At 69.8% G+C, this 26373-nt stretch carries 25 protein-coding genes; 14 read left to right on the plus strand and 11 right to left on the minus strand.

The window, feature by feature from the left end; all coding sequences use genetic code 11:
* Positions 1–25: 25 nt before the first annotated feature.
* The 3 genes from F4558_RS22550 to F4558_RS22560 all read right to left on the minus strand — a co-directional run bounded on the left by F4558_RS22550 (position 26) and on the right by F4558_RS22560 (position 2235).
* On the minus strand, positions 26–892 hold the full coding sequence (locus F4558_RS22550; RefSeq protein WP_167945945.1) for a hypothetical protein: 867 nt from the start codon (positions 890–892) through the stop codon (positions 26–28).
* Complete coding sequence (locus tag F4558_RS22555; RefSeq protein ID WP_053659387.1) at positions 885–1385, minus strand: sigma factor-like helix-turn-helix DNA-binding protein; 501 nt, start codon at positions 1383–1385, stop codon at positions 885–887. Before F4558_RS22555 ends, F4558_RS22550 begins: the two co-directional genes overlap by 8 nt.
* Before the next feature lie 106 nt (positions 1386–1491).
* Positions 1492–2235 carry a M50 family metallopeptidase gene (locus tag F4558_RS22560; protein ID WP_167945946.1) on the minus strand — a complete coding sequence of 248 codons (744 nt, stop codon included), beginning with the start codon at positions 2233–2235 and terminating at the stop codon, positions 1492–1494.
* 179 nt (positions 2236–2414) lie between these two features.
* Between F4558_RS22560 and F4558_RS22565 the strand changes: the two genes are divergently transcribed.
* Positions 2415–3170 carry a GH25 family lysozyme gene (locus F4558_RS22565; RefSeq protein ID WP_053659383.1) on the plus strand — a complete coding sequence of 252 codons (756 nt, stop codon included), beginning with the start codon at positions 2415–2417 and terminating at the stop codon, positions 3168–3170.
* 120 nt (positions 3171–3290) lie between these two features.
* Here F4558_RS22565 and F4558_RS22570 read toward each other — a convergent pair whose 3' ends face one another.
* Positions 3291–3521, minus strand: a complete 231-nt coding sequence (locus tag F4558_RS22570; RefSeq protein WP_167945947.1) for a hypothetical protein — start codon at positions 3519–3521, stop codon at positions 3291–3293.
* Positions 3522–3610: 89 nt separating this feature from the next.
* The gene (locus F4558_RS22575; RefSeq protein WP_167945948.1) at positions 3611–5587 is read right to left on the minus strand and encodes a serine/threonine-protein kinase; all 1977 of its coding nucleotides are present in this window, start codon (positions 5585–5587) and stop codon (positions 3611–3613) included.
* Positions 5588–5677: 90 nt separating this feature from the next.
* Here F4558_RS22575 and F4558_RS22580 point away from each other — a divergent pair, with 90 nt between their 5' ends.
* Together F4558_RS22580 and F4558_RS22585 are read left to right on the plus strand one after the other, a co-directional pair.
* Positions 5678–5872 carry an acyl-CoA carboxylase subunit epsilon gene (locus F4558_RS22580; protein WP_053659377.1) on the plus strand — a complete coding sequence of 65 codons (195 nt, stop codon included), beginning with the start codon at positions 5678–5680 and terminating at the stop codon, positions 5870–5872.
* Between the two features lie 85 nt (positions 5873–5957).
* A complete protein-coding gene (locus F4558_RS22585) occupies positions 5958–6416 on the plus strand; it encodes a hypothetical protein (RefSeq protein ID WP_053659375.1) in 459 nt (152 codons plus the stop codon).
* Positions 6417–6439: 23 nt separating this feature from the next.
* Here the strand turns inward: F4558_RS22585 and F4558_RS32240 are convergent, their stop codons facing one another.
* Complete coding sequence (locus F4558_RS32240) at positions 6440–6955, minus strand: hypothetical protein (RefSeq protein ID WP_157552895.1); 516 nt, start codon at positions 6953–6955, stop codon at positions 6440–6442.
* A 917-nt stretch (positions 6956–7872) separates the two neighbouring features.
* On the opposite strand from F4558_RS32240, the gene mycP reads away from it, so the two are divergent.
* The 3 genes from mycP to F4558_RS22605 all read left to right on the plus strand — a co-directional run bounded on the left by mycP (position 7873) and on the right by F4558_RS22605 (position 10563).
* Positions 7873–8961 carry a type VII secretion-associated serine protease mycosin gene (mycP, locus tag F4558_RS22595; RefSeq protein ID WP_053659503.1) on the plus strand — a complete coding sequence of 363 codons (1089 nt, stop codon included), beginning with the start codon at positions 7873–7875 and terminating at the stop codon, positions 8959–8961.
* A gap of 160 nt (positions 8962–9121) precedes the next feature.
* A complete protein-coding gene (locus F4558_RS22600; protein ID WP_167945949.1) occupies positions 9122–9913 on the plus strand; it encodes a Maf family protein in 792 nt (263 codons plus the stop codon).
* A complete protein-coding gene (locus F4558_RS22605; RefSeq protein WP_053659368.1) occupies positions 9910–10563 on the plus strand; it encodes an O-methyltransferase in 654 nt (217 codons plus the stop codon). Before F4558_RS22600 ends, F4558_RS22605 begins: the two co-directional genes overlap by 4 nt.
* A 69-nt stretch (positions 10564–10632) precedes the next feature.
* Here the strand turns inward: F4558_RS22605 and F4558_RS22610 are convergent, their stop codons facing one another.
* The 3 genes from F4558_RS22610 to F4558_RS22620 all read right to left on the minus strand — a co-directional run bounded on the left by F4558_RS22610 (position 10633) and on the right by F4558_RS22620 (position 13100).
* On the minus strand, positions 10633–11388 hold the full coding sequence (locus F4558_RS22610) for an ABC transporter permease (RefSeq protein ID WP_053659366.1): 756 nt from the start codon (positions 11386–11388) through the stop codon (positions 10633–10635).
* 18 nt (positions 11389–11406) lie between these two features.
* Positions 11407–12366: an ATP-binding cassette domain-containing protein gene (locus tag F4558_RS22615; protein ID WP_167945950.1), complete on the minus strand. Its 960-nt coding sequence runs from the start codon at positions 12364–12366 to the stop codon at positions 11407–11409.
* A 122-nt stretch (positions 12367–12488) separates the two neighbouring features.
* Positions 12489–13100 (minus strand): PadR family transcriptional regulator, encoded by a 612-nt coding sequence (locus tag F4558_RS22620; protein WP_053659362.1) that lies wholly within the window; start codon positions 13098–13100, stop codon positions 12489–12491.
* 147 nt (positions 13101–13247) lie between these two features.
* On the opposite strand from F4558_RS22620, the gene F4558_RS22625 reads away from it, so the two are divergent.
* The 5 genes from F4558_RS22625 to F4558_RS22645 all read left to right on the plus strand — a co-directional run bounded on the left by F4558_RS22625 (position 13248) and on the right by F4558_RS22645 (position 21152).
* On the plus strand, positions 13248–14999 hold the full coding sequence (locus F4558_RS22625) for an acetyl/propionyl/methylcrotonyl-CoA carboxylase subunit alpha (protein ID WP_053659360.1): 1752 nt from the start codon (positions 13248–13250) through the stop codon (positions 14997–14999).
* A 140-nt stretch (positions 15000–15139) separates the two neighbouring features.
* Positions 15140–16579, plus strand: a complete 1440-nt coding sequence (locus F4558_RS22630) for a GuaB1 family IMP dehydrogenase-related protein (RefSeq protein ID WP_053659358.1) — start codon at positions 15140–15142, stop codon at positions 16577–16579.
* A 276-nt stretch (positions 16580–16855) separates the two neighbouring features.
* Complete coding sequence (locus F4558_RS22635) at positions 16856–17338, plus strand: MarR family winged helix-turn-helix transcriptional regulator (RefSeq protein WP_167945951.1); 483 nt, start codon at positions 16856–16858, stop codon at positions 17336–17338.
* Complete coding sequence (locus F4558_RS22640) at positions 17332–19065, plus strand: ABC transporter ATP-binding protein (protein ID WP_053659354.1); 1734 nt, start codon at positions 17332–17334, stop codon at positions 19063–19065. The genes F4558_RS22635 and F4558_RS22640 overlap by 7 nt, the downstream gene beginning before the upstream one ends.
* Positions 19062–21152, plus strand: a complete 2091-nt coding sequence (locus tag F4558_RS22645; RefSeq protein ID WP_082377643.1) for an ABC transporter ATP-binding protein — start codon at positions 19062–19064, stop codon at positions 21150–21152. Before F4558_RS22640 ends, F4558_RS22645 begins: the two co-directional genes overlap by 4 nt.
* A 39-nt stretch (positions 21153–21191) precedes the next feature.
* On the opposite strand, the gene thrS is transcribed toward F4558_RS22645, so the two are convergent.
* Positions 21192–22409 carry a threonine--tRNA ligase gene (gene thrS / locus F4558_RS22650; RefSeq protein WP_167945952.1) on the minus strand — a complete coding sequence of 406 codons (1218 nt, stop codon included), beginning with the start codon at positions 22407–22409 and terminating at the stop codon, positions 21192–21194.
* Between the two features lie 516 nt (positions 22410–22925).
* Between thrS and F4558_RS22655 the strand changes: the two genes are divergently transcribed.
* Together F4558_RS22655 and F4558_RS22660 are read left to right on the plus strand one after the other, a co-directional pair.
* Positions 22926–23621 carry a DedA family protein gene (locus F4558_RS22655; RefSeq protein ID WP_312877383.1) on the plus strand — a complete coding sequence of 232 codons (696 nt, stop codon included), beginning with the start codon at positions 22926–22928 and terminating at the stop codon, positions 23619–23621.
* A 72-nt stretch (positions 23622–23693) separates the two neighbouring features.
* The gene (locus F4558_RS22660) at positions 23694–24344 is read left to right on the plus strand and encodes a DUF998 domain-containing protein (protein WP_167945953.1); all 651 of its coding nucleotides are present in this window, start codon (positions 23694–23696) and stop codon (positions 24342–24344) included.
* Between the two features lie 38 nt (positions 24345–24382).
* Here the strand turns inward: F4558_RS22660 and F4558_RS22665 are convergent, their stop codons facing one another.
* Positions 24383–25786, minus strand: coding sequence for an NAD(P)H-quinone dehydrogenase (locus tag F4558_RS22665; protein ID WP_053659353.1), 1404 nt, complete (start codon positions 25784–25786; stop codon positions 24383–24385).
* Between the two features lie 106 nt (positions 25787–25892).
* Here F4558_RS22665 and F4558_RS22670 point away from each other — a divergent pair, with 106 nt between their 5' ends.
* Positions 25893–26348, plus strand: coding sequence for a gamma-glutamylcyclotransferase family protein (locus tag F4558_RS22670; protein ID WP_053659351.1), 456 nt, complete (start codon positions 25893–25895; stop codon positions 26346–26348).
* The last annotated feature ends 25 nt before the right edge of the window (positions 26349–26373 follow it).

The raw sequence follows: 26373 nt of genomic DNA on the forward strand, positions 1-26373 counted from the left end.
CCTGGCCGTGGCCAGGGGCGACTTGTCAGCAGGAGGGGACGGCGGCGCCGCACATCCGCTGGGCGGCAGCCCGGCCGAGTGCCTTGAGGTCCGTGTCGCTCAGGCTCAGGTTGATGCCGGGCACCAGCACCGTGACCAGGTCGCCCACCCGGAGCACGAGGGTGGTGTCGACCCGTCCGCCGGGCCGCAGCTTCCTTCCGGCGGGCGGGCCGAGCGGGGCGGATGGCACGTGCCGCATCAGGATCGACTCGTCGCCGGCGAAGTTGCTCGCCGCCGTCTCCCAGGAGTGGGCGATCTCGGCCGGCATCGTCTCGCCGTCGACAGTGATGGACCCGGCGTAGTGCCATTTGCGGCAGGCGTCGAGCAGCGCCCTCAGTTGGGCGAAGAGCTGGCCGCTTTCGGCCGGGTCGAGCCGGTAGACGTCCTGGCTGAGCTCCGCGCGCACCGGCCCGCCGCCGTCGGTGGTCGGTGACAGCAGGGTCTGCGACCGCGAATAGCGGGAGTACGCGCGCACCTCCGGTACGCCGCGGTCGTCGCCGCACCGTTGCAGCATCGGGTCCAGCCGGACGACCTCACCGAGACCGGCGTCGCCGAGCTGCACACCGGTGACGACGGGAACCTCGCTCGGCGTCAGCAGCGACTCCTGTGGGATGTCCCCCGCGCTGGCAATGGTTCCGGAGGGTATCGGCACCGCCGTCTCGGCCGGTGTCGTCGTCCGGGCCGTCAGGGCGTACGCCGGGCCGGTCACCGCCGCGAGCACCGCGACCGCCGCCAGCGCGGCCGTACGCCGGCTGCGTCGCCGGGCCCGGGCCCGGATCTCCTGCGGCTCCGCCCACCGCACGTCGTTCAGGTCCCGGTGGACCCGTTCGACGAACGTCATGTCGTCACGCATCGGTTGCCTCCTCCAGGTCAGAGACGGCGAGCAGGCCGGCGAGCGCGGCGCGCCCCCGGGAGAGTCGGGCCTTGACGGTGCCCACCGGGGCCTCGGTCTCCCGGGCCACGTCGGCGACGGGCATACCGACCAGGTAGTACAGGGCGATGGCGGTGCGTTGCTCCTCGGGCAGCCGACGCAGGGCGGCGACCACCTCGACGGTGTCGGTGCCCGGCCCGGGGACGGCTTCGACGGCCCCGTGCCGCAGGTACGCGCGGGCGCGGCTGCGCAGGCTGCGCCACCGGCTGACAGCGACCCGGCTGGCCACCACCCGTACCCACGCTTCGGGGTCGTCATACCTGCCGACGGTCGACCAGCGCTGCCAGGCACGGATGTACGCCTCCTGCACGGCGTCCTGCGCCTCGACCCGGTCCCCGGTCAGCGCGTAGACGAAACCAAGCAGCCGTTGCCGGCTTCCGCGGTAGAACTCGTCGAACCCGTCGACGTCCGGCACCCCGCTACCTCCCCGTGTCGGTCGCAGGGAACACGCGCCGGGAAGGTCAATCGGTTGCCCTGGTCAGCAGACCATCTACGCCGGGCACTCCGTTCCGGGCGTCGGGTCAGATGGTCAAGCCGGCGTCGGTGAGGATCGGGCCGGCGAGCAGCAGGGCACCGGCGACCAGGGCGGCGATGTTGACAAGTGCGAAGAAGCCCACCCAGAAAAGGGCCGGAAACAGGGTCAGCCCGGCGAGCTGGTCGGCGTCCGAGGCGGGCATCCGACCGCGCGACCGCAGCCGCTGTAGCTCCACCACAGGCCGCACGCCGCCGAGCAGCAGGAACCACACCCCGGCGTACGCGAACGCGGCCTGCACCTGCGGAGTGGCGTACCAGGAGACGGCGAACACCACTGCGCCGGTGACCAGCAACGACACCACGCCGAACGCGTTGCGGATCATGACCAGCATGGCGAGCAGCAGCACCACCGCGACCCAGAGCAGCAGTGTGATCCGGTTGCCGCCGAGCAGCCAGGCGCCAGCCAACCCGACAAGCGGCGGGGCGACGTAACCGGCGAGCAGGGTGAGGATCATTCCTGGCCCGGTGGGACGGCCGGCGGACAGCGTCAGCCCGGAGGTGTCCGAGTGCAGCCGGATGCCGCGCAACTTCCGGCCGGTGAGCAGGGCGACGAGCGCGTGCCCGCCCTCGTGCGCGATGGTGATGGCGTTACGGGCGATCCGCCACGGCAGCCGCGTCGACACCACCACCAGCGCGACGGCGGCGGTGATCAGCACCAGCAGTGGGGGCGGGTCCGGCTGCGCGCCGAACAGCGTGTCCCACTTCTCGCCCAGTCCGTCGATCGACATCATGGGGCGCGAGCCTACCGGCGGCGCTCCGGTGTCGATTCCCGGCCACCGGCTCGTACGGTGCGGGGCTGCCGTAAACGGCATGCACTGCACCGTCGATGAAAGTTTCTTCTATGGGTCTTGCGATCTAGGGCACTTAGCTCCAAAGATGGACATCAATAGCTGCGTCCTTGGAGGCACTCATGGCCCGTACCAGATCACCGCTGCGCCGCGTGCTCGCAGCCAGCCTCACCGTCCTCGCCACCGCAGCGACGGCTCTGGTCGCGACCGCCGGACCGGCGGCCGCGGCAACCACGCCCGGCATCGACGTGTCCCGCTACCAGGGTTCCATCAACTGGACAAGCGTCCGTAACGCCGGCATCCAGTTCGCGTTCATCAAGGCGACCGAGGGCACCAGCTACAAGGACCCGAACTTCAACGCGAACTACGTCAACGCGTACAACGCGGGGGTGATCCGCGGGGCGTACCACTTCGCCCGCCCGAACATCTCCGCCGGCTCGACCCAGGCCAACTACCTGGCCTCCAACGGCGGCGCGTGGTCGGCGGACAGCCGCACCCTGCCGGCCGCGCTGGACATCGAGGGCAACCCGTACAGCGGCGGTTACTGCTACGGCCTCAGCACGACCGCGATGCGCAACTGGGTGCAGGACTTCCTGAACACCTACCGCTCCCGCACCGGCCGGTACGCCGTCATCTACACCACCACGAGCTGGTGGAACCAGTGCACAGGCAGTTGGTCCGGCCCGTGGGGCAACCACCCGCTGTGGCTGGCCCGCTGGGCGAGCGCGCCGGGTACGCTGCCGGCCGGCGCTCCTGTGTGGAGCTTCTGGCAGTACACCAGCACCGGCGCCGTCTCCGGGATCAGCGGCAACGTGGACCGCAACTACTGGAACGGTGACCGGAGCCGACTGATCGCGCTGGCCAACAACACGGCCTGACCGGGTCAGTCCGCCTGATCCGCCTGAACTCGCCTGGGGAGGCGGTTGGCGGCAGCGGGATCGGCTGTCACCACACGGTTGACAATCGCTCCTGCTGCCGCCACTTTCGCCAATATCAGGTCAGGCCCGCCGCCGGCTCATCGCCGGCACCACAGGTGCGTCCTCACGGGCCAGAGCAGGCTTGCGGCTGAGCCGCCACGCAGCAACCCCGGATGCGGCCACTGTCACGACGCCGAGCAGCGCGACGAGCACCGGCATTCCCACGCTGACCAGCAGCAGAACCGCGTCGCCGAGCGCGACGAGCATCCACAGTGCCAGCCGGGGCCGGGCGTCCCTCCGTCGGTGACCCATGTCGCACCTCCTTCCGTCGTCGAGGGTCAGATACCCCGAACGACGCAAGGTCATGCGAAACGGTTTCGCCCCGGCGCGAATCCCGCAGGTCAGTCCCTGCGGTCGGGCACGAAGCCCGCGGCTATCCGGTCGAAGTTCGGCAGGTTGGCCTGCCAGTCCTTCTCCGCGATCTCCCACCGCAGGGCGTAGCCCCGGTTGCTGGCCGTCACGAACCCACGGTTACGGACGTGGATCCGCTGCCCGTCGCGGGTCTCCAGCCACTCCCAGTCGGCGCAGGTCTTCCAGAAGTTGCAGCGCTTGATGCCGAGATTCTGGTAGTTGTTCACGAACTTCCTGCGGTCCGGCTCGATACTCTGCCAGTCCTTGTAGGCGTCGTTCTTCGGCGTCGAGGTCCACTGCACCAGCAGCTCACCCGGCCCATTGGCCTCGTCGAAGACGACAGTGCTGCCGTCGACCTGCTTACGCACCCATCCGTCCGGGATCGGCAGAGTGAAGCCGGCCGGGTCCTTGTGCAGCTTCCAACCCGCCGGCAGGGCGTTCGGGTCGACCGACGGGGTGGCCGATGCCGTCGGACTGGGCGCTGCGCTTGTGGGCGGCGGCACGGCGGGAGCCGACGTCGGCGCCGGTGCGGACGTCGCGGCGGCGGCCCCGGTCGGCTCAGCCTGCGGTGTCTCGTTGTCGTCCCCGCTGCCGAGCCGCGGCACTATCACCACGAGAGCGATGAGCAGCAGGGCCACCACGGCCCCGATCAGCAGATTGCGCCGGGTGTTGCTCGGCTTGTCACCCGTCGAGGGCGGCACCGCCGCGCGCCCCGCCGGACCGACCGGAGGCATCACCGAGGTTGGCGTCGACCGCTTGCGCTGCTCCGGTGCCACCGGTGAGCCGTCAACGGCTGTCGGCTCGTCGTCGTACGACGTACCGACACCGGTCGTGTCGCCCGAGGCCGCGACCTTCTCCGTCGGATCGGCCTCGGCGGCGGCCGGGCCGGCGATCGTCGCGGTCGGCTCCGCCGGCACCAGGGCCGTCGGGTCGGCGTCCGCACCGGACCCGACGACGGCCGTCGGCGAGGCATCGGCAGCCGCGGCCGCGGCGGCGGACGTCGCAGCAGCGGCGACCGGCGGCGACACCGACCGGTCAGCGGTGTCCTCGGCGGGCCGAGGCACCGGCACGTGCGGCGGGCGCGGCTCGCGCGGACCGTTCGGCCCCGGCCGGCGTACGCCATCAAGCAGTGAGATCCCGCGCGACCGCCTGCCACCGGCGCGGCGCAGCATCCGCTCCGCCACCTCGGCGGTGATCCGCTCGTTCGGATCCTTGCGCAGCAGCCCGTTGAGCACCGGCTTGAGCGGGCCGGCGTTCTTCGGCGGCGGCATCGGCTCGGTGGCCAACGCGGCAAGCGTGGCGATCGCCGACGGCCGCGCGTACGGCGACTTGCCCTCCACCGCCGCGTACAGCGTCGCGCCCAACGACCACAGGTCGGCCTCCGGCCCGGCGGTGCCCTCCCGGGCGCGTTCCGGAGAGATGTACGCAGGCGAACCGAGCACCATTCCGGTGCGGGTCACGTTGGGGTCGCCCGGGATGGTGGCGAGACCGAAATCGGTCAACACGACCCGGCCGTCGTCCCCGAGCAGCACGTTGCCGGGCTTGACGTCGCGGTGCATGACGCCCGCCTTGTGGGCCGCGTTGAGCGCACCCAGCACGCCGAGCCCGATCTCGACCGCGCGGGCCGGCGTGACCGGGCCGTCCTCGGCGAGAGTGTCCTGCAACGACTTCGACGCCACGTACTCCATGACGATCCACGGGTCGCCATCCGTGCGCAGCACGTCGAAAATGCGCACCACGTTGACGTGGTTGAGCCGGGCGATCGCCCGCGCCTCACGCAGCGAACGCTCCCGCATCTCGCGGCGTTCCTCGTCGGTGAGGCCCGGCGGCGGCACCAACTCCTTGATCGCGACGTCCCGGTGCAACACCTCGTCGCGCGCCTTCCACACCCGGCCCATGCCACCCTGGCCGAGCGGCGACAGAAGCCGGTATCGGTCAGCGACGAGTTGGGGAAGCGCGTTCGACATCGGTGTGACGGTACCCGGACCCGCCGACGCTCACACCGCCGGCACGCCACTGTGCGCTTCCCGTGACTTCGGGCCGCGTACCCTGGCGGCATGTCTGCTGACCAGCCACTGTTCCGGGTCGTCCGCGGCGTGCCAACCGCCGAGGAACTGGCCGCCCTGGTGGGGGCGATCGTCGTCCGCTCCCGCCCCTCCGCCACCCCCGCGCCGGTGGCCACGTCCGCCTGGGCGCGCAGCGGACGCCCGGCCGCCCGCACCACGTGGCGCACCGCCGGCCTCCCGCGCTGACACGGTCGCCTGGCGGGGCTGCCAGGGGCGAGCGGAGCCGTTAATCTCACTCAGGGAAACGGTGCCGTGACGGTAGGGAGGATCGATGATCCCCGAAGAGGACGCGCCAGCGCCCTGGCTGCGCAACTACGGCGGCATCGAGGCCGACATCCGCCAACTCCGGGAGTTCGCCGACCGGCTCGCCGCCGAGGTCCACGGCAACTACGCGCCCCACCTGTCCTACATCGCCGACGACATGTCCGCGAAAGTGCCGAACCCCTGCGACGCCTTCGTCGAACTGGTCACCTTCCTGCACGCCCACCACGAGACGCAGCAAGCCACCACCGACATGGTGTACGCCGTCCGGGGCGCCACCGGCCACCTCGCCGCCGTCGCCGACCGGGTCGCCACGCAGTACGCCGACTCCGACGCCTTCTCGGCAGCACGCGCCTCGGACGTCCAGCGAGCCCTCGCCGACCCGAGCACCGCCCTGCACGGCAGCCGAACACCGACACTGAGCGACCCCACAGGCCCCGACAGCCAGAGGCCGGTGGTCCTACCGTGATCGAACGGGGCAGCGGCCGCACCTCAGGCCTCACCGACTGGCAACTGATGGACGTCAACAGCATGTGGGCGTGCCTCCAGGACCACGACACCACAAACCACTGGAAGCAGGTCGCCGGCTGGCGCAAGGTCTGCGACCTCGCCCAGATTCACCTCGGCCGCCTCCAGGAATACCGTCGCGGCCTCGCCGAAGCCTGGCCGCCCGCGACCAGCGCCGCCTCCAGCACATACCTCGCCCAACTCGACGAACTCATCGACAAGGTGCGGCACACCCACGACGCAGCGGCAGCCAACTACACGGCGCTGTCCGCCGCCACCCAGGCCATCGGCACCACCCGCGCCGCGCTCCGCCAGGTCCACGAGGAGTACGCCGCCAAGCTCCAGCAGAAGCAGGCGTTCGAGGAGATCGCCGCCGACCCCAAGGCGGTCATGGGTAACCGGGCCACCGAGTCGCCGGTGACCGATGCGGAGCTGGAGCGGCTGAATGTGCGGGCGCGGGCGATGATGTTCAGCCTGAGCGGGGAACTCCAACAAGCCCAAGCCACGCTCCAAAAACCCCCAGCGATTCCGCCCCAACAATCCGGCAGAGACATCTCAAACTCAGATGTCTACAGCACCGCGTCGGCACCCACTATTCCACCCATCATCCCGGTGCCCATCCCGGCGACAACAGCCAATACTAAGACCCCAACCAATAATGTACCGAGCGGCGCCAGCCCGCCGTCAATGCCAACGGCGCCTGGACCGGGTCCAATCCTTGGTGGGGCCGGAGTCGGATCCATTCCGCCAAGCACGACTTTCCCGACAACCGGATCACCACCACCCGCACCGTCGGTGTCGCAGCCCGTTGCAACTTCACCAATACCTCTTGGACCTAGGGGGTTCCGACGGCAGGAGGGCTCGATCGGAACACCCAACCCCAACAGGCCGGATCGTTCTTTTCGATCTACGTTGGGGGACTCACATCGCGGGGGTCCTCCAGCCGGAATTATCGGAGGGCAACCCGCAACACCCCTCCCCCGCCCTGACGCCAGCGCCGGTTCGCCACGTCGAGTCAATCCGATTGGCGGCGTGATAGGAGGTGGCGGGGCGGGAACGTCACCTACCGGCGGGGCCGGATCCCGCCCGTCTGGGGGAAAAGGCTTCTCCGTTTCAAATGGGCTGCCTCCGACCGGCGGGCTACCCGGCTATGGAAGCCCTGGATTCATGGGCAGCACCGGTCGCACCGGTCGCACCGGTAGGCACGACGACCATACGGCGGAGCCAAGTCGTTGGGACCCGGACAACCCTTGGAGGACCAGGCAGGGGGTTGACCCAGTTGTCCGATCCCCCGAAGAAGATGGCCCTATAGACCCTGGTCCAGCCATTGGCATTGGCCGGTGAATCCTCCGGCAATCCGCGTCACTCTAGTAATTATCACGACTCTTGTCGCGAGCACCCTCGGGGCGAGCGCAGCAATTGCGACTTCGCAAGCTGCGACACTCTCCGGCAGCCCCGGATCAGTTCGGACAGATCAATGGCACTTAACGTCGCTTGCGGCCGACCAGGCGCTCGAAGTCAGTCAAGGAAGCGGAGTTATAGTGGCAATACCCGACACGGGCGTCTATCCACATCCTGACTTGGTGCGGAACCTTCTTCCGGGAATCGACATTGTCAGCGGCGGAACCGGGGATGGTAAAGGCGACCAGAATAGCCATGGCACCGGCATGGCAGGGCTTATCGCTGCGCATGGGCAAAACAACGATCAGGGCGCCCGTGGAATCGCTCCGGAAGCCAAGATCCTGCCAGTCATGTCATCTACTTCCGATAACCGAAGTAGCTCGGATGACTTGGCCAAGGCGATAGAATATGCTATATCCTCAGGCGCGGACATCATCAACATTTCAAGTGCAGGTAGTTCAAGCCCTCGCCTCAGGAGTGCGATCAGGGCAGCAATATCCTCAAATATTCTTGTTGTGGCCGCTGCGGGCAACCGCCCAACCGACTCAGAGGTTGGCTATCCAGCAAGCGAAGAAGGCGTCCTCGCCGTGGGCGGAGTCGACAGAAGGGGAAATCACGCGGCGATCGCAGTTACTGGGTCGGAGATTGATGTTGTTGCGCCGGCTGTTGATATTTACAGTACGAGCATCAACGGCAAGTACCGCAAAGGCACCGGCACCTCTGACGCGACGGCGATTGTCGCCGGGGCGGCGGCGCTGATCAGGTCGAAGTATCCGCACCTTCCCGCGCAGGAGGTAGCGCACCGGCTCACCGCTACCGCCATCGACAAGGGTCCGCCCGGGCGGGACGACGAGTACGGGTATGGGGTAATCGACCTAGTGGCAGCGCTGACGGCAGACGTACCCCCACTGGGGTTTGAATCGGTGAGCGCTCCGGCCGGGGGCGGGGCGAGTACGACGGCCGCTGCCCAGCCGGGTGATGACGGCCCAGCGACCATGCGTGGCCTGGTCACTCTCGGCGTGATCGTGGCCGCCGGTGTCGCATGGGTGATGGTGCTGCGCCGTCGGCGTCGTGGCGACGATCCGCCGCCGAGGATCAGTCGCTGACGTGGTGATCGACTCGGGTTCCTTGAAATCGGGCTATCCCACAGACACCGCGATTTCAAGGAACCCGAGTCGATCAAGAGGGTTTTCCGGCCTGGCACCGGCAGGCGGCACCCGTGTCGACCATGCGGGCGTCGCGGGGAGAGGCGGTAACGTCGGGCGGGTGTCTGATTCTCTGCCGCTCCGTCTTGTGCTCGCTTCGGCCAGCCCTGCCCGTCGCAAGTCGCTCCAGGCCGCCGGTATTGAGCCGGATGTGCTGGTCAGCGGGGTCGACGAGTCGGTGGTGGTGACCGACCGGGCCGAGGATCTGTGCCTGGAGTTGGCACGCCTCAAGGCGCAGGCGGTGTTGACCAGGCTGAGCCCGTCCACCCCGCCCACCAGCCCCAGCCCTGGCACCGACCCCGGCCTCAGCGCCAGCCCGGACCCCGGCCTCAGCGCCGGCCCCGTCACCAGCACCAGCACCAGCACCAGCACCAGCACCAGCACCAGCACCAACCAGCGGACGCTGGTGATCGGGTGTGACTCGGTGCTCGCGTTCGACGGGGAGATCCTCGGCAAGCCTGCCGATCCGGCGGACGCCACCCGGCGCTGGCAGCGGATGCGAGGGCGCAGCGGGGTCCTGCACAGCGGGCACTGCCTGATCGACATGGCGGCCGGGCGACGCGCGGAGGCAGTCGCTTCGACCACTGTCCACTTCGCTGACATCAGCGACGACGAGATCGCCGCGTACGTCGCCAGTGGGGAGCCGCTGGCGGTGGCCGGCGCGTTCACCATCGACGGGTTGGGTGGGCCGTTCGTGGAGCGGATCGAGGGTGATCCCGGGACGGTCGTCGGCCTGTCGATGCCGTTGCTGCGTCGTCTTCTCGCCGAGTTGGGCCTACAGATCACCGACTTGTGGACAAAGGTCGCGCCGGGCGGTCAATCGGTCGAGCCGCTCGGTAACGTCCGGTCATGACCATTAAGTCGATCCCGCTCACCGACGAGCTGCACACGTACCTGGTCGCGCACGGCGCCCCACCTGATGAGATCATCCGGGATCTGGCCGAGGAGACCCGGTCGGTGCTGCCGGACCAGGCGACCATGCAGGTGGCGCCGGAGCAGGCCGCGTTTCTGACCTTTCTGACCCGGCTGCTCGACGTACGGCAGGCGGTCGAGGTGGGTACGTTCACAGGGCTGTCGTCGCTGGCGATCGCCCGGGGTCTGCCCGACGGCGGACGGTTGACCTGCTTCGACATCTCCGAGGAGTTCACCGGCATCGCCCGGCGCTACTGGGCTCGGGCCGGCGTGCAGGACCGGATCGACCTGCGGATCGGCCCGGCCGCCGACCGGCTGCGGGAGTTGCCGCACGAGCGTCACCTGGACTTCGCGTTCATCGACGCGGACAAGACGGGGTACCCGGTCTACTGGGCGGAGTTGGTGCCGCGGATGCGCCCCGGCGGGGTGATCGCTGTGGACAATGTGCTGCGCGGCGGCCGGGTGATCGCCCCGCAGGACGAAAGCGACAGGGCCATCGCCGCCTTCAACGACGAGGTCCTCGCCGACGTACGGGTGGACCCGGTGATGCTGCCGATCGCGGACGGCCTGACTCTCGCCCGGGTGCACTGAGGAACGCCACCACCACGCGGCAATCGGGGTGCCCCGAACCACCAACAGGGCACCCCGAGAACCTGCGCGTCAGCGGACGCTGCGGGCGAACTGGCGGGCTGCCCAAAAGACGCCAAGGGCTGCGAGTACGGCGGTGATGGCAAGGCCCTGCCAGACCTTGTCGCTGCCCAGGTCACCGGCGAACAGCGCCCGGGTGCCGTCGACAGCCCAGGAGAACGGGTTCCAGTCGGCGATGCCCTGCAACCAGCCGGGTGCGAAGGTCAGCGGCAGCAGGATGCCGGAGAGCAGCAGCACGGGCTGCGCCACTGTGTTCATCAGCGGGGCGAGGGCGTCCTCGCTCTTGACCTTGAGCGCGACGCCGTACGAGACGGCCGAGGTCATGAGGGCGATCAGGGCGAGCATCAGGTACGCCAGCAGCAGGTCACCGATGAACACCCGCAGGTCGAACAGGAGCGCCAGCAGGGTGATGATGACGGCCTGCACGAGCAGCGAGACCACGTCGCGCAGCGAACGACCGAGCAGCAGGGCGAGCCGGCTGATCGGGGTGACCCGGGAGCGTTCGATGATGCCGGCGCGCAGCTCGGCGATCAGGCCGAAGCCCTGGAACAGGCCGCCGAAGATGGCAAGCAGCACCAGCAGGCCCGGTACGAAGATCTTGTAGGCGGCGGCCTGGGTGGGCGCGTTGAGTGCCGGCTTGAGCAGCGGGGCAAAGAGCAGCAGGTACATCACCGGCTGGAACACGCCGACGAAGACCCAGACCGGGTTGCGCAGCAGGAGTTGGGTCTGTCGTTCGAAGATCAGCCACGTGTCACGGGCGAGTTTCATGAGTCGTCTCTCCGGTGGTCAGGACTCGCGCAGCGAGCGGCCGGTCTTGGTCAGGAAGACATCGTCCAGGCTGGGGCGGTGCAGCTCGATCGAGCGCAGCTCCAGCCCGGCGTGGTCGAGTCGGCGCAGCACCTGCGGAATGACGGTGGCACCCTCGTCGACGTAGAGACGCAGGCTGCCCTCGTCGGCGGTCTCCAGCTTGTTGACGTACGGCTCGCCGTCGAGCGCCTGGGCGGCCTGCGGTGTGGCGGCCAGGTCGAGTCCGACGAGCACCACGTCGCCGGAGATCTCGCGCTTGAGCTCGGCGGGGGTGCCCTCGGCGACGACCTCGCCGTTGTCCATGATCGCGATGCGGTCGCAGAGCGCGTCGGCCTCGTCGAGGTAGTGCGTGGTGATGAAGACCGTCATGCCGTCGCTGCGCAGCCGCCGGATCTCGTCCCACATGTGCGCGCGGCTCTGCGGGTCGAGGCCGGTCGTCGGCTCGTCCAGGAAGACGATCTTCGGCTCGTGGATGATGCCGAGCGCGATCTCCACACGCCGCCGCTGGCCGCCGGAGTAGGTCTTGCAATTGCGGTCGGCGTACTCGGTCAGTTGGAAGGCGGCAAGCGCGCGAGCGGCGCGGCGCTGCGCGTCGGCCTTGCTGATGCCGTACATCCGGGCGTGCAGCACCAACTCCTCGCGGGCGGTGGACTCGTCCCAGGTGCTGCCGCCCTGCGGGACGTAGCCGATCCGGCGGCGCACCTCGGCGGGAGATTTCCGCAGGTCGGCGCCGGCGATCGTGGCGTCGCCGCCGTCGGGCTCGATGAGCGTGGCGAGCATCCGCAGGGTGGTGGTCTTGCCGGCACCGTTGGGGCCGAGGAAGCCGAATATCTCGCCCTCGGCGACCTTGAGGTCGACACCGCGTACGGCGTCCACCGTCTTCGTCTCTCGACCCGCGCGGGAGCGGAACGACTTCCGCAGCCCCCTGGTCTCGATCATTTCTACTCCTGGTCGTCCGGGCCGGCCGGGCCGGCTGTCGAGAGGGACGACGCCGGGCGGCGCACTCCCCCGATGTGCCCGTCAGCAGGCTAACGAGATATAACTCTTATAGTCAATGTTGATTAATGCGCGTTGGGATCGGGGCGCTCTTCGCCGTCTCTCCACCCTGGCCAACCCTCCGCGCTCTCCAGCTCAGCAGGTAGGTACGACACTCCGGACTCCACTCTTTCCGCGATCCGCTCGCACCAGCTCAGCTCCGCCTCGGCGCGCGCGGCCCAGAGCTCGAACATCCAACTGACATGCACCGGCTTGGCGTTGCGGATCCAGTCCGACTCGATCGAGGCACGCATCGAGGCGACGTTGGCGCGCAGCAGGTTGGCACGGTTACGCAGGGCAGCCGCCGCCTCGGAGCGCGGCATCGCCGGCAGGAAGGAGAACGCCGCCGAGAACGGGTCCAGCGGCTCCGAGAGGCCCCACCACAGGTTGCGCAGCAACGTCTCGAACTCGTCGTCACCCTTGGTGGTCACCTCATAGGTCGTACGCGCCGGGCGGGCACCGACCTGCTCGGTAGCCACCGCCCGCAGCAACCCTTCCTCGGTGAGCTTGCGCAGGGCGTGGTAGATCGAGCCGGGCTGCACGTTCGCCCACTTGTCGGCACCCCAGCTCAGCAGCTCACGGCGCACGTCGTAGCCGTGCACGGGCTGCATCCACCGCACCAGGCCGAGAATCATCATCCGAGTTGCAGACACTGAATAAGAGTAATAGACAAGTTTGACTAGGGCCTACGTCAACAGTGCGGCATCCCACACTGAGCGACCGTTAGGGTTTCCTGCGTGACCGCTAAACTCCCGGTCAGTAACCTGCCGGGAGGAGTCACAAAGGTGCGCAAGGTACTCATTGCCAACCGCGGAGAGATCGCTGTCCGGGTTGTCCGCGCCTGCCGTGACGCCGGCCTGAGCAGTGTCGCGGTGTACGCGGACTCCGACCGCGACGCCCTGCACGCCACTCTGGCCGACGAGGCGTTCGCCCTCGGCGGGGACAGCGCGACCGACACGTACCTGCGCATCGACAAGCTGCTCGACGTCGCCGCACGGGCCGGCGCTGACGCCGTACACCCGGGTTATGGCTTTCTCAGCGAGAACGCCGACTTCGCCCAGGCGGTCATGGACGCCGGGCTCACCTGGATCGGCCCCACCCCGCAGGCGATCCGCGACCTGGGCGACAAGGTCACCGCGCGGCACATCGCCCAGCGGGCGGGCGCTCCGCTCGTGCCCGGCACCCCCGACCCGGTGGCCAGCCCCGACGAGGTGATGGCGTTCGCCGTGGACCACGGCCTGCCGGTCGCGATCAAGGCCGCCTTCGGTGGCGGCGGGCGCGGGCTCAAGGTGGCCCGCACCATGGAGGAGATCCCGCAACTCTTCGAGTCGGCCACCCGGGAGGCGGTCGCGGCGTTCGGCCGGGGCGAGTGCTTCGTCGAGCGGTACCTGGACAAGCCGCGGCACGTCGAGGCGCAGGTCCTCGCCGACCAGCACGGCAACGTGATCGTGGTGGGCACCCGCGACTGCTCGTTGCAGCGACGCCACCAGAAGCTTGTCGAGGAGGCACCCGCGCCGTTCCTCACCGACGCCCAGCGGGCGCAGATCCACGACAGCGCCAAGGCAATCTGCCGCGAAGCCGGCTACCACGGTGCCGGCACCGTGGAATACCTGGTCGGCGTGGACGGAACCATCTCCTTCCTGGAGGTCAACACCCGGCTCCAGGTCGAGCACCCGGTCACCGAGGAGACCGCAGGCATCGACCTGGTCCGCGAGCAGTTCCGCATCGCCGACGGCGAGAAGCTGCGGATCACCGAGGACCCGGCGCCGCGCGGGCACTCGATCGAGTTCCGGATCAACGGCGAGGACCCGGGCCGCAACTTCCTGCCCGCGCCTGGCACTGTCACGGCGCTGCGCCTGCCCAGCGGCCCGGGGGTGCGTGTCGACACCGGCATCTCGGCCGGCGACGTGATCGGCGGCAACTTCGACTCGCTGCTCGCCAAGGTGATCATCACAGGTGAGACGCGGACCGAGGCGCTGGAGCGCGCCCGCCGCGCACTTGACGAGATGGTGCTCGACGGGATGGCCACCGCACTGCCGTTCCACCGGCTCGTGGTGCGCGACGAGGCGTTCACCGCCGAGCCGTTCAGCGTGCACACCCGGTGGATCGAGACCGAGTTCGACAACACGGTGCCGCCGTTCGCCGCCGCTGCCGGCGCCGCCGAGGCGCCGGCCGAACGCGAGACCGTCGTGGTCGAGGTCGGCGGCAAGCGCCTCGAGGTCAGCCTCCCCGCCGGCTTCGGCGGGGGTACGGCCGCAGCCGCGCCCGCTGCCCGCAAGCCGACCCGTCGTGGCGGTGGTGCCAAGGGTGGCGCAGCGGTCGGCGGTGACGCGCTCACCTCGCCCATGCAGGGCACGATCGTCAAGATCGCGGTGGCGGACGGCGACACGGTGGCCGAGGGTGACCTGGTCGTGGTGCTGGAGGCCATGAAGATGGAGCAGCCGCTGCACGCCCACAAGGCGGGCACTGTCAGCGGGCTCAGCGCCGAGGTGGGCGCGGTCATCACCGCCGGTGCCCCGATCTGCACCATCGCCTGAAAGGAAGGGCACCTTATTAACGCCTGGTGCATAAGAAGGGGCCCTTCCTAACGCTTTGGCCGGCCGCGCGGAGCACGTCGCGGGGGTGGTTTGCGGCACCGTCGTGGGCGCGGATTGCCGGAGGCGGGAATGATGGCCGGGTGCGTTTCCTTCACGGCGCGGCCCCCGCGCACGACCTGACCTACACCGACGTCTTCATGGCGCCGGCCCGCTCCGACCTCGGATCCCGCCTCGACGTCGACCTGTCCACCGGTGACGGCACCGGCACCACGATTCCGCTCGTGGTGTCGAACATGACGGCTGTCGCCGGGCGGCGGATGGCCGAGACGGTGGCCCGGCGGGGCGCGATCACGGTGATCCCGCAGGACATCCCGATCGAGGTGGTCGCGAACGTCGTCGCCTGGGTCAAGCAGCGCCACCTGGTCTACGACACGCCAATCACCCTCGGCCCGACCGAGACCGTCGGAGATGCCATCCACCTGCTGCCGAAGCGTGCGCACGGCGCGGTGATCGTGGTCGACGAGGCGGGGCGACCGGTGGGTGTGGTCACCGAGGCGGACACGGTGGGCGTGGACCGGTTCGCCCAACTGCGGCACGTGATGTCCACAGCGCTGCACACCGTCCCGGCGGACGCGGACCCGCGTACCGGCTTCGACCTGCTCTCCGCAGGCCGGCGCCGTCTCGCCCCCGTGGTGGACGCCGACGGCCGGCTGGTCGGGGTGCTGACCCGGCAGGGCGCGCTGCGCGCCACCCTCTACACGCCGGCGGTGGACGACCAGGGCCGGCTGCGCATCGCCGCGGCGGTCGGGATCAACGGGGACGTCACCGGCAAGGCCCGCGCCCTGCTGGAGGCAGGGGTGGACACGCTTGTCGTGGACACCGCGCACGGCCACCAGGAGCGGATGATCTCGGCGCTGCGGGCGGTCCGGAAGCTGGACCCGGGCGTCCCGGTGGCGGCCGGCAACGTGGTCACCGCCGAGGGGGTACGCGACCTGGTCGAGGCGGGCGCCGACATCATCAAGGTCGGCGTCGGGCCGGGTGCCATGTGTACGACCCGGATGATGACCGGTGTGGGCCGCCCGCAGTTCTCCGCAGTGCTCGACTGCTCGGCGGCGGCCCGGGCGCTGGGTCGGCACGTGTGGGCCGACGGCGGCGTACGGCACCCGCGCGACGTGGCGCTGGCGCTCGCGGCCGGCGCGTCGAACGTGATGATCGGCTCGTGGTTCGCCGGCACCTGCGAGTCGCCCGGTGACCTGTACACCGAGGCCGACGGTCGACGGTACAAGGAGAGCTTCGGGATGGCCTCGGCGCGCGCGGTCAGCGCCCGTACCGCCGACGACAGCGCGTACGACCGGGCCCGCAAGGCGGTGTTCGAGGAGGGCATCTCGTCGGCCCGCATGTATCTGGACCCGGCCCGGCCCGGCGTCGAGGACCTGATCGACGAGATCATCGCCGGGGTGCGCAGCGCCTTCACCTACGCGGGGGCACGGAACCTGGAGCAGTTCCACGAGCGGGCGATCGTCGGCGTGCAGAGCGCCGCCGGCTTCACCGAGGGAATGCCGCTGCCCACGAGCTGGTAACCCACCCCGCCCGCCCCGCCCGTCCCCGCCGTCCCCGCCCACCTCCGCCGTCCCCGCCCGCCTCCCGCGTCGATCATGGAGTTGTGGTGCCTCACAAAGGGGGCACTGATGGGTGAACCGCCCACCACAACTCCATGATCGACACTGCGGAGGAGAGGGTCGGCGGAGGAGAGGGCTGGCGCGGAGGAGGGGCGCGGCGCGGCGCGGAGCGGGGTGGGGCGCGAGGGTTTGGGGAATTCGTTTGGGACCTGACTATCAGGGAGCTAACCTGCTTGGGTGAAACTCGTGACCCTCCAGGACGCTCCGCTCGGCCGACTGCTCGTGGTCGCCGGGCACCTCGTCGGGCAACGGTGGAACCGCTATCTCGCCGAGGACCACGGCCTCACCCAGGCCGGCATGGTGACGCTGATGACGCTCGCCCGACATGGCGAGCTGCCGCACCGGCAGGTGGCCGAGCGGTGTTTCGTCCGCCCGGCCACACTGACCGGCATCGTGGACACGCTTGCCCGCGACGGTCTGGTCGAGCGGCAGCGTGACGACAGCGACAGGCGCAGCGTTCGACTCGCCATCACCCCCGCCGGGCGGGAACGTGTGGCAGCACTCAGCGCGTTGATGCACTCCGGACGCCCGCTCACCTCCGTCGACGCCGACCCGGCGAAGGCCCAGGTGATCCGCGAGTTCCTCCTTGAGGTCATCGCCAACGCGGACGACCCGCAGATGACCGCACACACCACCGGATCGGGGGACCCGGCGTGCTGATCCGACTCCTACGCGATCAACTGGGCACCTACCGGCGGCCGTTGCTCGCGGTGGTGCTGCTCCAGTTCGTGGGCACCATGGCCTCGCTCTACCTGCCCAGCCTCAACGCGGACATCATCGACCAGGGCGTGGCCCAGGGCGACACCGACTACATCGTGCGCACCGGCGGCTGGATGCTGCTGGTCAGCCTCATCCAGATCATCTGTTCGATCGCCGCCGTCTACCTGGGCGCGCGGATCGCCATGGGCTTCGGCCGGGACGTACGCGCCCGGTTGTTCGGCCACGTCAACCGCTTCTCCGCCCGCGAGGTGGCCCGGTTCGGCGCGCCGTCGTTGATCACTCGCAACACCAACGACGTGCAACAGGTGCAGATGCTCGTGCTGATGAGCTGCACCATGTTGGTGGCCGCGCCGATCATGAGCGTCGGCGGCGTGGTGATGGCGCTGCGCGAGGACATCGGGCTCTCCTGGCTGATGCTTGTCAGCGTGCCGGTCCTGGCCATCGTGCTGAGCGCGATCATCCGCCGGATGGTGCCGGGTTTCCGGCTCATGCAGACCCGGATCGACACGGTCAACCGGGTGCTGCGCGAGCAGATCACCGGCATCCGGGTGGTTCGCGCGTTCGTCCGTGAGCCGTACGAGACGGATCGCTTCGCCGTCGCCAACGCCGACCTGACCGCCACCGCGCTGCGTACCGGCCGACTGATGGCGATGATCTTCCCGGTGGTCATGCTGGTGCTGAACGTCTCCAGCGTGGCAGTGCTGTGGTTCGGCGCGCAGCGGGTGGACGCAGGCGCCATCCAGGTCGGCGCGCTCACCGCCTTCCTGCAGTACCTGATGCAGATCCTGATGGCCGTCATGATGGCCACCTTCATGATGATGATGGTGCCCCGCGCGGCGGTCTGCGCCGAGCGGATCATCGAGGTGCTGGACACCGACTCGTCGGTGGTCCCCGCCGCCGAGCCGGTCACCGAGTTGCCCACCCGGGCCGAGCTTGAGCTGCGCGACGTGCGGTTCCAGTACCCGGGCGCCGTCGACCCGGTGCTGCGGGACATCTCCTTCCGGGCCACCCCGGGCACAACCACAGCGATCATCGGCAGCACCGGCGCCGGCAAGACGACACTGCTGTCGCTCATCCCCCGCCTGGTCGACGTCACAGGCGGCGCGGTGCTTGTCGACGGCGTGGACGTCCGCGAGATGGCACCCGAGGAGCTGTGGAAGAGGATCGGCCTGGTGCCGCAGCGGCCGTACCTGTTCACCGGCACGGTCGCCAGCAACCTGCGCTACGGCAACCCGGACGCCACCGACGAGGAGCTGTGGGCGGCTCTGGAGATCGCCCAGGCCAGCGAGTTCGTGGCCCAGATGCCCGGCGGCCTGGACGCCCCGATCGCCCAGGGCGGCAGCACAGTCTCCGGCGGGCAGCGGCAACGCCTGGCCATCGCCCGGGCGCTTGTCCGCCAGCCGGAGATCTACCTCTTCGACGACTCGTTCTCCGCGCTCGACCTCGGCACCGACGCGCGTCTGCGGGCAGCCCTGCGCCCGGTCACCGCGCGGTCCGCAGTGGTGATCGTGGCCCAGCGGGTGTCCACGATCGTCGACGCCGACCAGATCATCGTTCTTGAGGACGGAGGAGTCGTCGGAGTGGGACGACATGCGGAGCTGGTGCAGACCTGCCCGACGTACGCCGAGATCGTGGCCTCCCAGCAGACGGCGGAGGTGCCGGCATGAGCGAGCGCGAGGAGCCGCGGACCTTGGCCGTACCCACGCAGAAGCCGGCTGGCGACGAACGGACGCCGGCAGCCGGCGCGGAGCAACCCGGCGGCGACGCGGCGGCGCCGAAACGGCTGCCGCCGGGCCGCCCGGCCGGCGGACCGCACTGGGCGAGCGCCGGGATGCCCGCCGAGAAGTCGATGAACTTCGGACCGTCCGCGCGGCGGCTGCTCGGCCGGCTACGCCCGCACCGGTTGCACCTCACCGCGATCATCACCCTCGCGGTGGTGAGTGTCGGGTTCAGCGTGGCCGGGCCGAAGATCCTCGGCCACGCCACCGACCTGATCTTCAACGGCGTGATCGGTCGCAACCTGGAGGCGGGCACTACCACGGAGCAGGCCGTCGCGGCGGCTCGCGCCAGCGGCAACGACAGCTTCGCCGACATGCTGGCCCGGATGGACGTCGTGCCGGGGGTGGGCATCGACTTCAGCGCCCTGAGTCGGGTGCTGCTGCTGGCGCTCGGGCTCTACCTGGCGGCGAGCCTGCTGTCGTGGTGGCAGGGCTGGCTGCTCAACGGCGTCGTGCAGCGCACAGTGCTGCGGTTGCGCGCCGAGGTGGAGGAGAAACTCAACCGGCTGCCGCTGCCCTACTTCGACAAGCAGCCGCGCGGCGAGCTGCTGAGCCGCGTCACGAACGACATCGACAACATCTCCACAAGCCTCCAGCAGACCCTCAGCCAGCTGCTCACCTCGCTGCTGACAGTCGTCGGCGTACTCGGTGTGATGTTCTGGATCTCGCCACTGCTGGCCCTGGTGGCCCTGGTCGCGGTGCCGCTGTCGGTGCTCGTCACGCAGCGCATCGCGAAGCGCTCGCAGAAGCAGTTCATCGCGCAGTGGACGCACACCGGCGAGCTGAACGGCCAGATCGAGGAGGCGTACACCGGTCACGAGCTGGTGAAGGTCTTCGGCCGGCAGCGCGAGGTGGAGGCCGCGTTCCACGCCAAGAACGAGGAGCTGTTCCGGGCAAGCTTCGGCGCCCAGTTCATCTCCGGGATCATCATGCCGTCGATGATGTTCATCGGAAACCTGAGCTACGTGGCGATCGCCGTGGTCGGTGGGCTGCGGGTGGCATCGGGCACGATGAGCCTCGGCGACGTGCAGGCGTTCATCCAGTACTCCCGCCAGTTCACCCAGCCGCTCACGCAGCTCGCCTCGATGGCCAACCTGCTCCAGTCCGGGGTGGCCTCGGCCGAGCGGGTCTTCGCGGTGCTCGACGCCGACGAGCAGAGCCCCGACCCTGTCGCGCCGGCCCGCGTCAGCGACCCGCACGGGCGGGTCGAGTTCGAGCACGTCTCCTTCCGGTACGACCCGGACAAGCCGCTGATCGACGACCTGTCGCTTGTCGCCGAACCGGGTCACACGGTTGCCATCGTCGGGCCGACCGGCGCCGGCAAGACCACACTCGTCAACCTGGTCATGCGCTTCTACGAGCTGGACGCCGGACGGATCACCCTAGACGGGGTGGACATCACCACGATGCGCCGCGACGACCTGCGCGGTCGGATCGGCATGGTGCTCCAGGACACCTGGCTCTTCGGCGGCACCATCCGGGACAACATCGCCTACGGACGGCCGGACGCAACCGAGGAGGAGATCCTCGCCGCGGCCCGGGCCACCTTCGTGGACCGGTTCGTGCGGAGCCTCCCCGACGGCTACGACACTGTCATCGACGAGGAGGGCAGCAACGTCAGCGCCGGCGAGAAGCAGCTCATCACCATCGCGCGGGCGTTCCTCGCCGAACCGTCCCTGCTGATCCTCGATGAGGCGACAAGCTCGGTGGACACCCGCACCGAGGTGCTGCTCCAGCGGGCGATGGCGGCGCTGCGCTCGGACCGGACAAGCTTCGTCATCGCGCACCGGCTCTCCACCATCCGCGACGCCGACCTGATCCTCATGATGGAGAACGGTCGCATCGTCGAGCAGGGCACCCACGAGCAACTGCTCGCCGCCAAGGGCGCGTACCACCGGCTCTACCGATCCCAGTTCACCGGGGCGGTGGTCGACGAGGAGCCGGCCGCCCCCACCGCGCAGCCCGCGTCGGTCTGAGGGCGGCCGGCCGTGTGCACACCGCAGTCGGCGGGCGGGTCAGCCCGGCGGCAGCAGGTCGGCCGCGCGGGCGGCGACCTGCCCGCTGATCAGGGCGAGCACGTCGGCGACGGGCATCGGATCCAGAGCACGGCCGCCGCGCAGGCGCAGCGCCAACCGCCCGTCGGCCACCTCCCGAGAGCCCAACACCCCGAGGTACGGGATACGGCGGCGAGCCGCGTCCCGTACCCGGGCGCCCAGCGAGCCGGCCACGTCGACCTCGACCCGCAGCCCGGCGTCGAGTGCCCGCCGCGCCAGCTCGGCCGCCGCGCCGGCCTGCTCGTCGCCCACCGGCAGCAGCGCCAGCTGGACCGGCGCGTACCAGGCCGGGAAGGCGCCCTCGTGCACCTCGATGAGGTACGCGAACAGCCGCTCCATGCTGCCCACGAGGCTGCGATGCACCATCACAGGGCGACGCCGGCTGCCGTCGGAATCGGTGTACGACAGGTCGAACCGCTCCGGCTTGTCGAAGTCGAGTTGGATGGTGGAGATGGTCGACTCCCGGCCGGCCGCGTCGACGATCTGGATGTCGATCTTCGGACCGTAGAAGGCTGCCTCGCCCGGCACCTCGACGTACTCCGCACCGTCGAGCGCGCCTCGGAGCAGGTTCTCGGCGTAGGACCATTGCGCGTCGTCGCCGACGTACCTGCCGGCCGGTCCGCGCACCGACAGTCGGAAGCCGGCCGGACGGACGCCGAGCGCGGCTTGCGCGGCGCGGATCAGCCTGAGGATCTCGACGACCTCGGCGCCGACCTGGTCCGGTGCGCAGAAGGTGTGCGCGTCGTTGAGCGAGATGGCGCGGACCCGGGACAGCCCGCCGAGCACTCCCGAGCGCTCCGAGCGGTACATGCCGCCCAGCTCGGCGATCCGCAGCGGCAGCTCCCGGTAGGAGCGACCCCGGGCGCGGAAGACAAGCGCATGGTGCGGGCAGAGCGCGGGCCGCAGCACTACCTCGTCGTCGGCGCTCAGTCGCATCGGGGGGAACATGTCGTCGGCGAAGTAGCCGAGGTGCCCGGAGAGTTCGAACAGTTCGCGTTTGCCGAGCGGCGGCGAGTAGACGTGTTGGTGGCCGGACCGGCGCTCCAACTCACGGACGTACTCCTCGACGGCGTGCCGGGCGGCGGCACCGGCCGGCAGCCAGATCGGCAGGCCGGCCCCGGCAAGCGGATCGGAGACGAAGAGGTCCAACTCACGGCCAAGCCTTCGGTGGTCGATCATGTCGCGCTCCTGGATCGGGTACGACCCCGGGGCGACCTGGACTCCGAACGCCGCGCGGCCCTCGGGGGCGGATCGCCCCGGGGCCTTGTCGACTGTGGTTACGTCAGAGCGGCACGCCGGGGACACCCGGCGTCGTGGTCATCACTACCGCGCTGCGCATGCGGCGACGCTACCGCCCCTGCGGTGCAGGACGCACAGGGTTTTGCGGCAGTCGGAGAGGGGGTGGGCCGCCGGCGCGGGACCCGCCGGCGGCCCGGGGCAACCCGAGTCGTCAGGAACGGGGGACCCGACGGGCTCGGCCGCGCCGACAACGGTACGCCGACGAGGGCCGATCCGCCGACCGCCTCGGACGCCGTGCGTCAACCCTGGAGGCGTCACCTAAAGATGGTTCAACTCGTTGTAACTGGGTGGCCTGTGGTGTCGACGGTCACGACGGGACGGGGCCGTGCACGGTGACGCCGGGCACGACGTCAGGCTCGACACACACAATCGGCCGCATCCGGCGAGGTGGCAGGCGTGCCCGAACTACTGACTGACGTCGCGTCACCGACGTGGGCGTACCTGGTGCTGCTCGGATTGCTGATCGCTGACGCCTTCGTCCCGGTGATCCCCACCCAGCTCATCATGATCACCAGCGGTGCGCTCACCGTGTACGGCGGCCTCAGCCTGCCGGTCATCATCGCCGTCGGCGCGCTTGGCGTTTTCGTCGGGGATCTGGCCTGCTACCTGCTCGGCCGAAGCGCACCGGATCGACGGGCACCCCGGCACAGCGAACTGAGCCGTGCCCGGCGGATGGCCAGCAGGGTCACGCAGGGTCTGCGACAACCGGGGCCGATGGTCTTCCTGCTCTGCCGGTTCGTGCCGGGGGGACGCATGGCGGCGTGCTTCTCGGCCGGCCGCAGCCGGTACCCGTACCGGCTGTTCCTGCTCTACGAGGGCGTGGCCGCGCTGGGCTGGGCCACCTACGGCGCGATGGTGGGGCACCTGGGCGGCACGGCACTCACCCAGTCGGCGTGGCGCCTGGCCATCATCGCCGCCGCAGCGGCAGCCGGCTTCGCGGCAGCAGGATGGGCGATGACGCTCATCAACGCCCGCCATGCCCGCACCGCCGCCGCCCCAATCCCCCGCGATCTTGCACTTTGTGCCCCGACGAATGGCGCGAAGCACGCGGAACGGCGACCGAAACTGCAAGATCGACGAAGCTGCCTCTAGGGGTGGTTTCTGGGGGCCATGTCGGTGGCTGTCCCGGATCCGGCTCGGGTGCTCCCGGCGACAGGCTGGGTCATGCCTGGAACCCGGAACACCGGACTGCTGGCCCTCGGCGGGATCGCCCTCGCGGCCCTGCTCACAGTGATCGGCCATCTCGAGGTCGACCACCTCGACCCGTGGACGTTGACGATCAGCGACTTCGCCGTCTCCGACAGGGGTGGCGTCATCGACGCCGCGATGGTGGTGCTCGCGCTCGCAAGCGTCGCGCTGCTGTACGGGCTGCGCCGCACCGGCCCGCCCCGCCCGCGTACACGGGCCGGCCGGGCCATTGACCTGCTGCTCGTCGCGTGGGTGGCAGGGCTGCTGCTGGCCGCGGTGGTGCCGACAAACGACCCGGGCACCGCCATGACCACCGCCGCCTACCTGCACCGGTACGCCTCGGTGGTCGCCTTTCTGGCGCTGCCGGCCGCCGGTTGGCTGCTCGCCCGCCGGCCCGACGTGGCACCCGCCGCAGGGGTCATTCGTGCCCTGGTCGTGCTCAGCCTGACCCTGGCGGCGGCGATGATCTGGTCCGCCTACCCCGGCGACCGAGTCCTGCTGGGCCTGATAGAACGCCTGCTGATCCTGACCGAGGTAGCTGTGTTAGCGACCCTGGCCGTGCTCCAAACCCGCCCCCTGGTCGATCATGGAGTTGTGGTGCCCCACAAAAGGGGTGTGCCGGCGTAAACCGGCCACCACAACTCCATGATCGACGAGAGCACGGGTCATTCCAGCTCGTGGAGCATCAGCTGGCGGGCCGCTTCTGTGATCGAGCCGGAGAGGCTTGGGTAGATCGTGATCGTCTGGGCCAGCTCGTTGACCGTCAGGTTGTTCTCCACTGCCAGCGTGATCGGCAGAATCAGCTCGCTGGCCTTCGGCGCGACGACCACACCGCCGATCACCTGCCCGCTCGCCGGCCGGCAGAACAGCTTCACGAAGCCGTCGGACAGATCGTCCATCTTGGCCCGCGCGTTGCCGGACAACGGCAGCATCACCGGCCGGGCCGGGATCTTGCCCGCGTCGACCTCGTCCTGCGAGACACCCACGGTGGCCAGCTCCGGGTCGGTGAAGACGTTCGCCGAGACCGTCCGCAGCCGCAGCGGCCGGACCGCCTCGCCGAGGGCGTGCCACATCGCGATCCGGCCCTGCATGGCGGCGACGCTTGCCAGCAGCAGCACACCTGTGCAGTCACCGGCGGCGTAGATGCCGGGAACGTTCGTCCGGGAAACCCTGTCGACAGTGACGTAGCCGCCCCGGCCCAGCTCCACGCCGTACTCGGCCAGGCCCAGGTCGGCGGTGTTCGGGATCGAGCCCACCGCGATGAGCGCGTGCGAACCGGCGACCTTGCGGCCGTCGGACAACTCCACCTCCACCCCGTCGGCGGTACGCCGGACCGCGTTGGCGCGCGAGTTGTTGAGGATCGTCATGCCCCGGTTGCGGAACACCCGCTCGATGGCCGACGCCGCGTCGGCGTCCTCGTGCGGCATCACCCGGTCCCGGCTGGACACCAGAGTGACCTGGACCCCCATCGCCAGGTACGCGCTTGCGAACTCGGCGCCGGTGACACCGGAGCCCACCACGATCAGGTGTTCGGGCAGCTCCGGCAGGTCGTACACCTGGCGCCAGGTAAGGATGCGCTCGCCGTCCGGCACGGCCGTCGGCAGTTGGCGGGGCGTCGAGCCGGTGGCCACCAGCACGGTGGACGCGGCGATCGAGTATTCCTCGCCTCCGTCGGCCGGGGTGATGATGACCATGTGGGTGTGCCCGAGGGCGTCCTCGCCCAGCCGGGCGGTGCCGGCCACGAAGGTGACTCCCGCCTTGAGCAGCTTGGCGTGGATGTCGGCGGACTGCGCCAGCGCCAGGCGCCTGACCCGCTCGTGTACGGCCCGCGCGTCGACGGTGACCGCCTCCAGCCCGTCCGAGTGCACCCCGAACTCCTCGGTGTCCCGGTAGCCGGTGACCACCTGCGAGCTGGCGATGAACGTCTTCGACGGCACGCAGTCGGACAGCACGCAGGCCCCGCCCGCGCCGTCGGCCTCCACCACGGTGACATCGGCGTCCAGTTGGGCGGCGACAAGCGCCGCCTCGTACCCGGCCGGCCCACCGCCGATGATCACGATCCGGCTCACAGCGTTCGCCCTTCGTTGATGCTCACAGTGACTTTCTTCTCCCGAACGCGTCCGACACGCACAGTCGTATTCTCCCCCACCCGTCCGCCGGGCTATCGTCATCGCCGTGGGTCATCACGCCGCCTACGGCTCAAACCTCGATCCAGCCCGGATGCGGGCCTACTGCCCGCACTCGCCGATGGTGGGCACCGGCTGGCTGGAGGGCTGGCGGCTGACCTTCGCCGGTGAGGACGTCATCGGCTGGGAAGGCGCGGTGACCACCGTCGTCGAGTCCCCCGGCGACCGCGTGTTCGTGGCGATCTACGACATCGATCCGTACGACGCGGCCCAGCTCGACGAGCTGGAGGGGGTGGCCGCCGGCACGTACCGCAAGCTGCACGTCCGGATCTCCACCCTCGACGGTGACGTGACCGCGTGGATCTACGTGTTCGACGGTTACGAGGGCGGGCTGCCGACCGCCTGGTACCTCTCCGAGATCGCGAACGCCGCCGAGAAGGCGGGTGCCCCTGACGACTACGTCACCGAGCTTCGCTCCCGTCCCACCGGCACCGCCTCGGCCTGACCGGGTCCCCCCGCAGCCTCTGAGC

It is taken from the genome of Micromonospora profundi, assembly GCF_011927785.1.
Classification (GTDB): Bacteria; Actinomycetota; Actinomycetes; order Mycobacteriales; family Micromonosporaceae; genus Micromonospora; species Micromonospora profundi.

Coding starts and splice junctions, on each gene's coding strand:
- F4558_RS22570 (WP_167945947.1), bottom strand. CDS start 3,521: ATGGGTCACCGACGGAGGGACGCCCGGCCCCGGCTGGCACTGTGGATG.
- F4558_RS22585 (WP_053659375.1), top strand. CDS start 5,958: ATGATCCCCGAAGAGGACGCGCCAGCGCCCTGGCTGCGCAACTACGGC.
- F4558_RS22660 (WP_167945953.1), top strand. CDS start 23,694: ATGCCTGGAACCCGGAACACCGGACTGCTGGCCCTCGGCGGGATCGCC.
- F4558_RS22575 (WP_167945948.1), bottom strand. CDS start 5,587: ATGTCGAACGCGCTTCCCCAACTCGTCGCTGACCGATACCGGCTTCTG.
- F4558_RS22610 (WP_053659366.1), bottom strand. CDS start 11,388: ATGAAACTCGCCCGTGACACGTGGCTGATCTTCGAACGACAGACCCAA.
- F4558_RS22580 (WP_053659377.1), top strand. CDS start 5,678: ATGTCTGCTGACCAGCCACTGTTCCGGGTCGTCCGCGGCGTGCCAACC.
- F4558_RS22550 (WP_167945945.1), bottom strand. CDS start 892: ATGCGTGACGACATGACGTTCGTCGAACGGGTCCACCGGGACCTGAAC.
- F4558_RS22615 (WP_167945950.1), bottom strand. CDS start 12,366: ATGATCGAGACCAGGGGGCTGCGGAAGTCGTTCCGCTCCCGCGCGGGT.
- F4558_RS22560 (WP_167945946.1), bottom strand. CDS start 2,235: ATGATGTCGATCGACGGACTGGGCGAGAAGTGGGACACGCTGTTCGGC.
- F4558_RS22605 (WP_053659368.1), top strand. CDS start 9,910: ATGACCATTAAGTCGATCCCGCTCACCGACGAGCTGCACACGTACCTG.
- thrS (WP_167945952.1), bottom strand. CDS start 22,409: ATGATCGACCACCGAAGGCTTGGCCGTGAGTTGGACCTCTTCGTCTCC.
- F4558_RS22565 (WP_053659383.1), top strand. CDS start 2,415: ATGGCCCGTACCAGATCACCGCTGCGCCGCGTGCTCGCAGCCAGCCTC.
- F4558_RS22645 (WP_082377643.1), top strand. CDS start 19,062: ATGAGCGAGCGCGAGGAGCCGCGGACCTTGGCCGTACCCACGCAGAAG.
- F4558_RS22620 (WP_053659362.1), bottom strand. CDS start 13,100: ATGATGATTCTCGGCCTGGTGCGGTGGATGCAGCCCGTGCACGGCTAC.